Source organism: Polyangium sp. y55x31 (genome assembly GCF_029946505.1).
GTDB lineage: Bacteria > Myxococcota_A > Polyangia > Polyangiales > Polyangiaceae > Polyangium.
Genome location: NZ_JARZHG010000026.1, coordinates 129,480 through 141,948 on the forward strand (window position 1 = coordinate 129,480; position 12,469 = coordinate 141,948).

The following is a 12,469-nucleotide window of genomic DNA, read 5'->3' on the forward strand; positions in this document are numbered from 1 at the left end:
ACCGGCGCCCTCACGCACTTCCCGCCGAAATCACGCACGAACGAATTCGCGAAGGTCAGGGCCCCGCCATTTCCAGTGTCGGCTTGGGCTTCTGGCCTGGCTTCGCCTTGCGGACGATCTCGACGAGATCGTGTTTTTGCTTGCCGTATTCGAGCGTGATGACCTTTTCGGTCGCCTTCTGCGCGCTCGTGCCGAAGTCCTCGAACACGATCACCTGTACCTTCGTGCGCGTCGAGGCGCGGTTCCGGTCCGACGCGAAGTAATGGGCCTGCACCTTGTACTTGCCGTCCGTCGCGTTTTTCAGGACGTACATCTCCGGGCCGTAGCCCTGCGTGACGTCCATCGTGAGCTGGCCGCCGATCTGCGTCTGGCGGTTGCCGAAGTAGCAGACGTCGCCGTTCGGCTCGGTCACGTGCAGGTCGATGTCGGTCGCGTCCGTGTTCCAGGTGATCATCACGACGAGGTCGGCGCTCTGGAGCTGGGTCTCGCGGGCCACCTGGGGCAGGCGGCCTTTGACGTATTCCGGCACGCTCGTCTTGAGCTCGCCGCGCGCCGCGCGCTGGAGCAGGTCGAAGTATTCGAGCGCGAGGATCTTGCGGAACTCGCCGAACCGCACTTCCCATTGCCCCGCGAGCCCGACCTCGAAATACGCCATCGCGAGGTCCGTGCGGCCGAGCCGCGTGAGCGTCTGCGCCATGGCGCGGTACGTCTGCGGCTCGTAGGGGCGCGCGACGGAGACGCGGCGGAAGAGGTGGAACGCGTCCGCGGGCAGGCCGAAGCTCATCGCCGTGACGCCGATGTCGCGCGCGAGCACGGCGTCGCCGGGGTTTTCCTCGACGAGCGAGCTCAGCGCTTTGAGCGCGTCCGCGGGCCCGAGCGAGGCGCGCCGGCGCTCGGCCTCGGCCGTCATGCGATCGTAATCGAGCTTGTGCGCGGCGAGGTCGGCGAGCACGGGGGCGGGGATCGACTTCCGGTCGCGCGATTTCACGGCGAGCGGTGCCGCGTCGACGCGGAAGCTCTCCTCGGGCATCTGGTTGAGCGCTTGGCGGAACGACGAGTGCACGGTGAGGGCCACGCCGGGCGTCGTGGGCAAACCGTCGATCCAGCGCAGGAACGTGGCCTTGGGGTTGCCGAGCGCGGAGGCCGAGAGGGCCAGCGTGTCCTCGACGACGCGCGAGGCCGCCGCCGATTTGATGCTGCGCGCGAAATCCTCGGGCACGATGCCGAAGCGCTGGTAATCGGCCTCGGACTCCAGCATGAGCAGCGACGAGGTCTTGCCGGGGACGCGGAAGTGGATCGAATACGCCTTCGCCATCGTCTCGGTGGCCGGGGCGAGCTCCTCGATCTGCGCGACCGCGATCTGGCCATACCCGCGAATCGCGAGCGGCGAGGGGATCGCCTGGCCGAGCGGGGCTTTTACGACCTGCGTGCCGCCGCCGGATTCGAGGGTGAGCTCGACGGCGGCGTCCTTGTCGGGCGTGCCGCGGCCGGCGACGCGGAGGGTTTGGCCGGGAAAGACGAAGCGAGGACGGCCGGCGAAGAGGACGTCGCTGCCGCCGGAGACGCGCGCCGAGACCAGGCGGAAGGGGCGGCTCTTGTGCGCCGTCGAGGCCTTCTGGACCTCGGCGTCGCCCGTGACCGAGAAGAGCGCGCCGCCCGTCTCGCGCGTGAGCAGCGTGAGCGCGTCGACGTCCGTGCCCGCGAGGCCCGTCTGGTAGGCGTAAATCGAGCGGACCGGGGTCTTCTGCAGGCGCTTCGTGATCATCTGCGCGTCGGGCTCGCCCCAGGTCGCGGCGCCGTCGCTGAGGAGGAAGACGTCGAATTGCGGGGCGCCCGCTGCGGCCTGTGCCCGGCCGAGCGCGGCGCCGAGATCGGTCGCGCCTTCGAGCACGAGGCCCTCGGCGAAAGACCGGAGCTCGCGGCGCGAGGCGGCGTCGTTCGTGACGAAGCGCGGCTTCCAGAAGGTCTGCTCGATGTTGAAAAAGAGGACGTTGTATTGCTTGATCGTGTCCTCGTTGTTCGCGAGGACCGCGTCGAGGAGCTTGAGCCAGACGTTGAAACGATCGGGGTTCGACGAGAGCGAGGTGTCGACGAGGAAGAGCGCATTCTCCTCGCCCTTCGCCGCCGCCGCCGCGGGGAACTGCGGCGCGATGTCGGCCGCGAAATAAGGCCCCGTCGCGGCGTCCGTGGCGACGACGTGCGCCGCGCCCGGCTTCTTGATGCGGACCGTGACGGTTTTTCCGGACGGATCGTCGAAGCGATAGAAACGTTTGTCCGGGCCGGAGAAGGCCGGCGCGGCCGGCGTGACGTCCACGGACGCGCCTTGCGGGGCCGCGACGGCGAAATCGATCGCCTTGCTGCCGACGTTCTCCGGCAGATCGAAGCTGTATTCGAGGTCCTCGCCGATCCGGGTGAGCGGCACGTCGTAGCCGAGGACGATGCGGTGGGGTTTGCCCCCGACGAGCGGGAAGACGCGCGTATTGAAGACGTTCGGCCCGGCCCATTCGAGCAGCGCCGGATCCACGTTGCGGCGCACGGTCTGCGTGTAGGCGAGCGCGGCCTTCTCCTTCGGCACCATGCGCGCCTCCTTCACGCCTTGCCACGCAGATTGCCGCGCGATTCGGATCTCGGCCGGCTCGCCGCCCATGCCGCGGGCGCGTTCCGCCGGGAAAAACGCCGGCATGGCGTCCCCCGCGATGGCCATCGCGTCCTGCCCGAACGCGAAATAATACGGCGACGCGCCCACGGGCAGGCGCAGCTTGAGCGTGCCTTCGTACGTCTGGGGGCGGTCGTTCTTGACCACGATGTCGAGCACGACGCGGGCCATGAACCCGTCGATCTGGACCTTCGCCTGCACGCTGCGCACGGGCAGCGCCTCGCGATCGCCGATCTCCACGCGCACCGCGTGGGCTCCGCTCTGCGCGCGCTTCCACGTCGTCGCCTCGTCCGATCCTGCGACGGCCTTGGGCTTGCCCTCGGCGGGCCCTTTCTTGTCGGGCTTGGTTTCGACCGCCGAGCGCGGCGCTCCCCCGGCGACCGGCGCTTGCGGCGGCGCGGAGGTGGGCGTGGGCATCGGCGCCGCGGCGCCGGGCGCCATCGGTGCGGGCGCTGCCGGCGGCGGAGACGGCTCCACGGGTTTTGCTTCGTCGACGTAGTATCTCGAATCGGCTGTGGACTCCGATTCCATCGCTTCGGCGGGCGCGGGCGCGGCCGCGGCCTCCCCGGCGCTCGCGGGCGCTTCCGCCATCGAGGGAGGGGCCGAGCTGCCGCCGCAGCCGCCCGCGCTCGTAGAGAGCGTCGAGAACAGCGCGAGGAGGACGAGGAAGGCACGCGCACGTGAGGTCATGGCCCGAGCATAACGGAGATGCACGCCGGGACTTACAGGAAGATCGACCGATCGCGCCGCGCATGACATATCCTCGCGGCATGACTCGGTTTTGCGTTTCGGAGGGAACATGAAGCTCGCGAGCATCGCGACCGAGACCCTCGACATCGTGTCCCGCGGCGAATACGAGAGCGCGGGGGGGCAGCGCGTCCACATCGGACGTCTCGTCGAGGCAGCCGCAGCGGGCACCGTGCTCTACAAACCGGGCGACCTCGCGCACGCCGAGCCACGCGAGCGGCGCCCCGGATCGATCCGCCTGGAAGTGACGGACGAGACGACCGCGGCCGCGGGGCGCAGGCTCTGCCGCGAGGGCGAGGCGCGTATCGCCGCGCTGAACTTCGCCTCCGCGAAAAACCCTGGCGGCGGTTTTCTCGGCGGCGCGAAAGCCCAGGAGGAGGACCTCGCGCGGTGTTCGGCGCTTTATACCTGCCTCGTCCGGCAGCCGCGGTATTACGAGGCAAACCGGGCGACGGCGTCGATGATTTACACCGATCACCTGATCTACTCGCCCGACGTGCCGTTTTTCCGGGACGACCGGCTCGCGCTCCTCGACGAGCCCTTCACGTTGTCGATCGTGACGGCCCCGGCGCCGAACGCGGGCGAGGCGCTTCGCCGCGACAAGAAGGCAGGCGCCGCGATCCGGGAGGCGCTCGAGCGGCGCGCGGCGTACGTGCTCGCGGCCATGGCGCTCCACGGCCACCGCACGCTCGTGCTCGGCGCGTGGGGTTGCGGCGTGTTCCGCAACGACCCGCGCGAGGTCGCGGACGTCCTGGCGAACTGGCTCGGGCATCCACGCTTCGCGGGCGCCTTCGATCGTGTGGTCTTCGGGATCTACGATCGCAGCGCGGCGCGCGCGACCTTGCGCGCGTTCGAGGAGCGGATGGCGAACCCGTGATCGGCCTCTTGTGCCCGGACGCGCTTCCCGGCACGATCGGCCGAACGCCCATGGCTTCGACCGTTCGCCCTCGTCGCTCCGCTCGGTCCGCGCTCCTCGCCGCGGCGTTCGGGCTCGCCTCGTTCGCGGCGCTCGGGTCCGCCGGCGCGCAGACGTTTCCCCCGGACGCCGCGTGGAAGCCGTTGCTTCGGGGCGGCACGCCGGTCGCGGATCCCGCGGGGGACGCGGCTTCGGGGCGCGACGTCGTCGGCGTCTCCACGCCGGCCGGCGCCGCGGCGTACTTCGCGGGCGACGCCGATTTCGTCTACTTCCGCCTGCGCATCAACGACGCGGTCCTTCAGGTCGCGCCCGCGGATTTCCGCTCGTTCGGGTGGGCCTGTCTCATCGACACCGACGGCAACCTCGCGAGCCACGAGCTCTCCGTGGGCGTCGACGGGAACCCCGACCTCGTCGAGCTCCGGCAGAACACGATCCCGCTCGGCAACGGCTCGCCGGCCGACGCCACCGAGCTGCTCCTGCAGAGCCACCCGACGTCGACCCACGCGCGCTCGGTCGTGGCCGCCACGATGACCAGCGGAAACGCCGACGCGTTCCTCGATTGGGCCATCGGCCGCGTGGAGCTCGGGATCGGGCCGCTCACGCCGTTCCGGCTCGTCTGCGGCTCCTCGAACAACGCGCAGAGCCTCACGGCCGACCTGATCTCGGACACGGGCGCCCTCACGCTCGGCGGCCTCGCGACGGACCCGATCGCCTGCGACGGCGCGACGTGCATTTACGCCTGCCCCGGCCTCGGCCAGCCCTGCACCGTGGGCATCGGGGCCTGCATCGCGAGCGGCACGATCCAGTGCAGTGGGCAAACCCCGTACTGCGATGCGTTCCCGGACGAACCCGGCATCGAGACGTGTAATGCCGTCGACGACGATTGTGATGGAGAGGTCGACGAGGATTTTGGTCTCGGCGTGCCTTGCGACGTGGGCATCGGCGCGTGCGCCGCGTCGGGCGTCATCGTGTGCACCGGCGACGAGCTTTCGAGCGAGTGCAGCGCTCAGCCCGACGAACCCGGCATCGAGACGTGTAATGCCGTCGACGACGATTGCGACGGCGAGGTGGACGAGGATTTTGGTCTCGGGGTGCCTTGCGACGTGGGCATCGGCGCGTGCGCGGCGTCGGGCGTCATCGTGTGCACCGCCGACGAGCTTTCGAGCGCGTGCAGCGTCGAGCCGGGCGACCCCGCGGCCGAGATGTGCAATGGCATCGACGACGATTGCGACGGCGCCGTGGACGACGGGCTCGGGCTCGGCGATCCGTGCACGGTGGGCCTGGGCGCATGCCTCGCGACGGGCGTGATCGTTTGCGACGCGCTCTTCGCTGCGACGTGCAACGTGATGCCGGGTTCGCCCTCGAACGAGACGTGCAACGGCGTGGACGACGACTGCAACGGCGTGGCGGACGAGGGCTGCGCGGACACGGACGGTGATGGCCTGAGCGACGCGGAAGAGTCCATGCTCGGCACGGATCCGGCCGACGCGGACACGGACGACGACGGCGTGCCCGACGGCGCCGAGCCGTCGAAGGACGCGGACACGGACGGCGACGGGCTCATCAATGCGCTCGATCCGGACAGCGACGGCGACGGTTTGTCGGACGGCACCGAGATGGGCTACGGCTGCGACGATCCCGCGACGAACCCCGCCTCGATGAGCTGCGTGCCCGACGGCGATCTCGGGGCCACGACGACGGATCCGACGAAGGCCGACACCGACGGCGGCGGCAAACCGGACGGGCTCGAAGATGCGGATCACGACGGCGTCGTCGATCCCGGCGAGACGAACCCGAACGATCCGGCGGACGACGCGTTCGAATGTTTCAAGGACGCCGATTGCGGCAATCCCGTGAGCGGATCGGTCTGCGAGGCGGGGGCTTGCGTGCCGGGCTGCCGCGGCGTGGGGGGCAATGGTTGTCCTCATGGCGAGGTGTGCTCGTCCTCGGACGGCGCGCGCGGCGTTTGCGCGCCCGGGCCGAACGAGTGCACGAAGGACGCCGATTGCGGCGCGCCGGACAGCGGGCGCGTCTGCGACATCCCGGCGCGCGTCTGCCAGGCGGGCTGCCGCGGCGCGGCGGGCAACGGTTGCCCCGCGGGATCGTTCTGCACCTCGGAGACTTCGACGAACGGCGTCTGCGAGCCCGTGCCGGTCGTGGGTTTCGAGGGCAACGGCGTGTTCTGCGAGGCCGCGGGGGCGGGGCGAGGACGCAGGACGAGCGGCGGCGTGCCGTTTGTGCTGGTGCTCGGGCTCTCGGCGTGCGTCGCGAGGCGCCTCGCCCGGGAAAAACGGAGCCCGCGCGGCAAGATCCAGGGGTGACCCCGGCGCCGGGCTTTGATAGCCTCCGCCGACGGTCTTCGCATGCTCTTCACCCTCCGCGCCACGGGTCCGCACGCGTCGGGGCTCGGGTACCTGCTCCACAAGCACCCCGACAAACTCCAGACGTTCCCCCTCGCGTTCGGCCGCGCGCACGTCTTTTATCCCGAGGCCTCGGCCGAGGCCGTGACGGCCGCGCTGCTCGTCGACCTCGATCCGGTCGCCCTCGTGCGTGGTCGGCCCGGTTCGTCCGAGGGCGGGCTCGTGGATCAGTACGTGAACGACAGGCCTTACGCCGCGTCGTCGTTCCTCAGCGTGGCCATCGCGCAGGTGCTCGGCTCGGCGCTCGCGGGGCGCTGCAAGGATCGGCCGGAGCTCGTGCAGACGTCGATCCCGCTCGAAGCGACGCTCTCGGCGGTGCCGTGCCGCGGCGGCGCGACGCTGCTCCGCGCGCTGTTCGAGCCGCTCGGCTACGAGGTCACGGCGTCGCGATTGCCGCTCGACGAGCGCTTCCCCGCGTGGGGCGAGGGCACGCACCACGACGTCCGTCTGCGCAAGGCGTGCTCGGTCTCCGAGCTGCTCTCGCACGTGTACGTGCTCGTCCCCGTGCTCGACGACGACAAGCATTACTGGGTCGGCGACGACGAGGTGGAGAAGCTCCTCTACCACGGCGAGGGGTGGCTCGCGGCGCACCCGGAAAAAGAGCTCATCGCGCGGCGATACCTGAAGCACCGCGCCCGGCTCGCGCGCGCCGCGCTCGATCGTCTCGTCTCGGGCGAGGCGAAGGATCCCGACGCGGAGGCCGAGGCGCACGCCGAGGAGGAGGCCGCGATCGAGGCGCCCGTACGCCTCGACGAGGCCCGAATCGAGGCCGTGGCGCGGGCGCTCTCGGACGAGGGCGCAAAGACGGTCGTCGATCTCGGCTGCGGGGAGGGCAAGCTCCTCGCGAAGCTCGTGCGGAACCGGGCGATCACGCAGATCGTGGGGGTCGACGTCTCGCAACGCGCGCTCGACGTGGCCTCGGAGCGGTTGAAGCTCGATCGGCACGGAGGCCGGAAATCCGAGCGGATCGAGCTGCTCCACGGCTCGCTGCTCTACCGCGACGCGCGTCTCTCGGGCTTCGACGCGGCCGCGCTCGTGGAGGTCATCGAGCACCTCGAGCTCTCGCGCCTCGGCGCGCTCGAACGTTCGGTCTTCGAGCACGCCCGGCCCCGCGTCGTCGTCGTGACCACGCCGAACGCCGAATACAACGTCGTGTTTACCTCGCTCCCCGCGGGCCACATGCGCCACAAGGATCACCGATTCGAATGGACGCGGGCCGAATTCGAGGCCTGGGCGCGCGGCGTCGCGGAGCGAAATGGTTATGCCGTCCGGTTCGCCCCGATCGGGCCGGTGGATGAAACCCTGGGATCTCCCACGCAAATGGCGGTGTTCTCCCGATGAGCACGGAAGCCCCGGCAGAGGCGGCTGCCGCGAATGGCCGCACGATCCCCTTGCCGACGCCGAGCCTCGTCCTGCTCGTCGGCGCGTCGGGATCGGGGAAGAGCACCTTCGCGCGGCAGCATTTCGCGCCGACCGAGGTCGTCTCGTCCGACACGTTCCGCGCGATGGTCTCGGACGACGAGAACGATCAAAGCGCGTCTTCGGCGGCTTTCGAGGTGCTGCACCTCGTCGTGGACAAACGCCTGGAGGCGGGCAAGCTCGTGGTCGTGGACGCGACGAACGTGCGGCCCGAGTTCCGCAAGCCGCTCGTGGCGATCGCGCGCAAGCACCACGTCTTCGCGACGGCGATCGTGCTCGACGTGGGCGAGCGGGTCTGCAGCGAGCGGAACGAGGCGCGCACGGATCGGAACGTGGGGGCCCACGTCGTGCGGCGGCAATCGCAGGATCTCCGGGCATCGCTCCGCGGGATCGAGCGCGAGGGCATCCGCGTGGTGCACGTGCTGCGGAAGGCCGAGGAGATCGAGGGCGTCACCATCGAGCGCACGCGCCTCTGGACCGATCGCCGCGACGAACACGGGCCGTTCGACATCATCGGCGACGTGCACGGCTGCTGTGACGAGCTCGAAGCGCTCCTGGAAGATCTCGGATACAGGGTCGAATGGGATCCCGCGGCGGGTCCGTACGGCGTGCGCGTGACGCCGCCGCCGGGACGGCGCCTCGTTTTCCTCGGGGATCTCGTCGATCGGGGCCCACGGATCATCGACGTCTTGCGCCTCGTCATGACGGCCGTGCAGAGCGGGGCTGCGCTCTGCGTGCCGGGCAACCACGAGGTGAAGCTGCTCAAGGTGCTCCGTGGCCGGCAGGTCACGGTGGCGCACGGCCTCGCCGAGACGCTCACCGAGCTCGCGCATACGACGGAGGCATTTCAGGCGGATCTCGCGCGTTTCATCGACGACCTCGTCAGCCATTACGTGCTCGACGACGGCAAGCTCTGCGTCGCGCACGCCGGGATGAAGGCGTCGATGCAGGGGCGCTCCTCGGGCGGGGTGCGCGAGTTCGGGCTGTATGGCGACACGACCGGCGAGACGGACGAGTATGGTTTGCCCGTGCGGCACAACTGGGCGGCCGAGTATCGCGGCCGCGCGATGGTCGTGTATGGCCACACGCCGGTCCCGACGGCGGATTGGCTGAACAACACGATCTGCGTCGATACGGGCTGCGTCTTCGGCGGCGCGCTCACGGCGCTCAGGTATCCCGAGCGCGAGATCGTCAGCGTGCCGGCCGCGCGTCAATATTGCGAGCCGAAGAAGCCGCTGATCCCCGTGGTGGCCGAGGACGGGCGCTCTGCGCAGCAGGCGCACGACGACACGCTCGATCTCGACGACGTGCTCGGCAAGCGGCCCGTGAGCACGCGCCTCGCGCGATGGGTCACGGTGCGCGAGGAGAACGCGGCCGCGGCGCTGGAGGCGATGAGCCGGTTCGCGGTCGATCCGCGCTGGCTCGTGTATCTGCCGCCGACGATGTCCCCGACCGAGACGAGCGAGCTTCCAGGCACGCTGGAGCACCCGGCCGAGGCCTTCGCGTATTTCCGGCGGAACGAGGTCCCGCGCGTCATCTGCGAAGAAAAACACATGGGCTCGCGGGCCGTCATCGTCGTTTGTCGCGACGAGGCCATCGCGAAGAAGCGGTTTGGCACGACGGACGGTCGGGCGGGCATCGTGTACACGCGCACGGGCCGGCCGTTCTTCGACGATCGCGAGCTCGAAGAGGCGCTCCTTTTGCGGGTGCGGCGCGCGGCCGAGGCGAGCGGGCTCTTCGAGGAAATTGGGCCCTGGTTCGTGCTCGACGCGGAGATCATGCCGTGGTCGGCGAAGGCGCAGGCGCTCCTCCGGGTGCAATACGCGCCCGTGGGCAGCGCCAGCCGGTCCTCGCTCGGGGCCGCGATCGAGGCGCTCGGGCAAGCGAAAGCGCGCGGGATCGAGGCGGACGAGCTCTTCACGCGAATGCAGGACCGGGCACAGGCCGCCTCGCGTTACGTCGAGGCTTACCGGCGGTATTGCTGGCCCGTCGCGCGTATCGAGGATTATCGCGTCGCGCCGTTCCACCTGCTCGCGGCCGAGGGGCGCGTGTTCGTCGATCGGGATCATCCATTCCACCTGGGAATCGCGGCGCGGCTCGCCGAGGCGGATGGCCAGGTGCTCGTCTCGACGCGGCACGTGGAGGTCACGCTCGGGGACGAGGAGAGCGAGCGGAGAGGCGCGGCGTGGTGGGAGGAGCTCACCGCGGGCGGCGGCGAGGGCATGGTCGTCAAGCCCATTTCCTTCCTCGCGCGGGGCAAACGTGGCCTCGTGCAGCCGGCCGTGAAATGCCGCGGCCGCGAGTATCTCCGGATCATTTACGGGCCCGAATACGATCTGCCGGACAACCTCTCGCGGCTCCGCAATCGTGGGCTCGGCGCGAAGCGGTCGCTTGCGCTGCGGGAGCTCGCGCTCGGCGTCGAGGCGCTCGAACGTTTCGTCCGGGGCGAGCCCTTGCGGCGGGTGCACGAATGCGTGTTCGCGATCCTCGCGCTGGAAAGCGAGCCAGTCGACCCGCGGCTTTGATGCCATAGCCGGGCGTGATGCTCCACGTTTGCTATTCTCTTCGCGCAGCAGCACTCGCGCCGGATGGAGGATTGGAATGAACGAGAACGAGTCGAACGCAGGTGACGGGGCTCTCGTATCACCCGAGCTCGCGGAGGACGCGATGCTCGTCGCCGTGGCCGCGGGCGAGGCGACGCTCGCGCGCGGGGCGAAGAGCGGGAGCGTGGTCCTCTTGCAGAAGGCGCTCGTCGATCTCGGCGCGTCCCTCACCCCGGATGGCTCGTTCGGACCGAAGACCCACGCGGCGATCGTCGCCGAGCAAGCCGCGGCGGGGCTGCCCCAGACGGGCGAGCTCGATCGGGCGACGCTCTTGGTCATCGATAGGCGCCTCGCCACGCGGCGGAAGGGCCGGCTGCACGACGCCATGGCGGCGGCGGTCGGGGGCGCGCCTGCGAGGCCCGCGGGGGCGGCGCAGGCGGCGGGTGGGCCTTCGCGGCAGGATCAGGGCTACTTCACCGACGCGGCCGAGCTCCGGGGCCCGGGAGCGGGGCCCGTGGCGGACCCGGATTCACCGCCGCCGGCCCAGGAGCACGCAGGCTCGAAGGCGAAGGGGCCGCTGCCTGCGGATCGCGTGGGTTCGTTCGATGCCGTTCGACGCGCGATCGGCGACGACGCGCCCGCGAACGCGGCCCTCGAGCGGCTCCTCGCGGCGGGCCGCTTGCACGCGGGGGCGCTCCTCCCGAACCTCGGCACGTTCGCGCGGACGCCGCGCAACCCCGCGCTCTTGCTGGAGGCGGGGATCGAGCCGGAGCTCTTGCTCGGGCAGGTGATCCGCCACGTGGACAACCCCCTCCGGGTGCAGCAGGGACAGGGGCACGGCACGTGTGGCGCCGGTGTGATGGAGTATCAGCTCTTGCGGCTGGATCCGGCCGAGTTCGTACGGATCGTCGACGGCATCACCCGCGAGGCGCGTGAAGTCACGCTCCGATCGGGCAAGAAGTTCGAGATGCCTCGCAGCGCCATCGCGCGGGACGCCTCGGGGCGGGTGGACCTCGACCGCCTCTTCCAGTCGGCGGTCATGAACCACGCATCGGCGATGAGCTGGCTGTTCGATTACGACAACCCCGAGGACAACGACACGTTCTGGGCGGCTGTACGGGGCAATAGTCAGATGGCCGTGTATGGCTTCACCAGTTTGTATCAAGCGATCCTCGGCGGGACCTATTCGAGCGTGAGCACGCTCTCCCGGCCGAAAGACGAGGTCGCGGCCCTCGTGGCGACGTCGGCGGCGCGCGGCGTTCCGGTGCCCGTGATCCTGGAGTTCCGGACGTACCACTGGCTCTCGGTCGAGTGGCTCGAAGCGGGCAAGGATGGCAAGCCCGCCTCCATCGTCCTCCGAAATCCGTGGGGCAGGGACGAGGGCGGCGACAAACCTCCCCGCGTGGCGATGCCTGAAGGCGGAGGGCGCGTCCGGATGAAGTTCGCCGACTTCGTCGAAAACGTATTCGGCGCCACGGTCCGTGGCTGAGCGGCGTCCTTCTCGTTGCCTCGTCGCCTCGTCGCCCCCTCCCGGCGACTTCGCCCTCTCATCAGGGGTTACGGATCATCTGCGTCGCGACTTCGTACCACTTTGGTAGTAGCCGTCTGGTAATCCGTATTGCCGCCGCCCCGGCCCGCTCGGAGCGTCGCTCCTCGTCCCTGCCAAAAAGGATTACGGCTCGAGCATCTTTCGACTTCGTACCACTTTTGTCGTAGTGATTCAGTAATCCGTATTGCTATATAACTGAGACGGACGCCGGCTCGCTCT

General features: G+C 69.8%; 6 protein-coding genes. 5 read left to right on the forward strand and 1 reads right to left on the reverse strand.

All coding sequences use genetic code 11. The features are described 5' to 3' along the window. Nucleotides 1–55: 55 nt before the first annotated feature. Nucleotides 56–3,346, reverse strand: coding sequence for a DUF2135 domain-containing protein (locus QHF84_RS34155; RefSeq protein WP_281317700.1), 3,291 nt, complete (start codon nucleotides 3,344–3,346; stop codon nucleotides 56–58). 109 nt (nucleotides 3,347–3,455) lie between these two features. On the opposite strand from QHF84_RS34155, the gene QHF84_RS34160 reads away from it, so the two are divergent. The 5 genes from QHF84_RS34160 (at nucleotide 3,456) to QHF84_RS34180 (ending at nucleotide 12,190) form a co-directional block, all read left to right on the forward strand. Continuing rightward, nucleotides 3,456–4,280, forward strand: coding sequence for a TIGR02452 family protein (locus QHF84_RS34160; protein WP_281317701.1), 825 nt, complete (start codon nucleotides 3,456–3,458; stop codon nucleotides 4,278–4,280). A 50-nt stretch (nucleotides 4,281–4,330) separates the two neighbouring features. Beyond that, nucleotides 4,331–6,640 (forward strand): MopE-related protein, encoded by a 2,310-nt coding sequence (locus tag QHF84_RS34165; RefSeq protein WP_281317702.1) that lies wholly within the window; start codon nucleotides 4,331–4,333, stop codon nucleotides 6,638–6,640. Between the two features lie 42 nt (nucleotides 6,641–6,682). Further along, nucleotides 6,683–8,080 (forward strand): 3' terminal RNA ribose 2'-O-methyltransferase Hen1, encoded by a 1,398-nt coding sequence (locus tag QHF84_RS34170; RefSeq protein WP_281317703.1) that lies wholly within the window; start codon nucleotides 6,683–6,685, stop codon nucleotides 8,078–8,080. After that, nucleotides 8,077–10,683 (forward strand): polynucleotide kinase-phosphatase, encoded by a 2,607-nt coding sequence (locus QHF84_RS34175; protein WP_281317704.1) that lies wholly within the window; start codon nucleotides 8,077–8,079, stop codon nucleotides 10,681–10,683. The genes QHF84_RS34170 and QHF84_RS34175 overlap by 4 nt, the downstream gene beginning before the upstream one ends. 76 nt (nucleotides 10,684–10,759) lie before the next feature. Further along, nucleotides 10,760–12,190, forward strand: a complete 1,431-nt coding sequence (locus tag QHF84_RS34180; protein WP_281317705.1) for a peptidoglycan-binding domain-containing protein — start codon at nucleotides 10,760–10,762, stop codon at nucleotides 12,188–12,190. Nucleotides 12,191–12,469: the final 279 nt, after the last annotated feature.

Coding starts and splice junctions, on each gene's coding strand:
- QHF84_RS34155 (WP_281317700.1), bottom strand. CDS start 3,346: ATGACCTCACGTGCGCGTGCCTTCCTCGTCCTCCTCGCGCTGTTCTCG.
- QHF84_RS34160 (WP_281317701.1), top strand. CDS start 3,456: ATGAAGCTCGCGAGCATCGCGACCGAGACCCTCGACATCGTGTCCCGC.
- QHF84_RS34165 (WP_281317702.1), top strand. CDS start 4,331: ATGGCTTCGACCGTTCGCCCTCGTCGCTCCGCTCGGTCCGCGCTCCTC.
- QHF84_RS34170 (WP_281317703.1), top strand. CDS start 6,683: ATGCTCTTCACCCTCCGCGCCACGGGTCCGCACGCGTCGGGGCTCGGG.
- QHF84_RS34175 (WP_281317704.1), top strand. CDS start 8,077: ATGAGCACGGAAGCCCCGGCAGAGGCGGCTGCCGCGAATGGCCGCACG.
- QHF84_RS34180 (WP_281317705.1), top strand. CDS start 10,760: ATGAACGAGAACGAGTCGAACGCAGGTGACGGGGCTCTCGTATCACCC.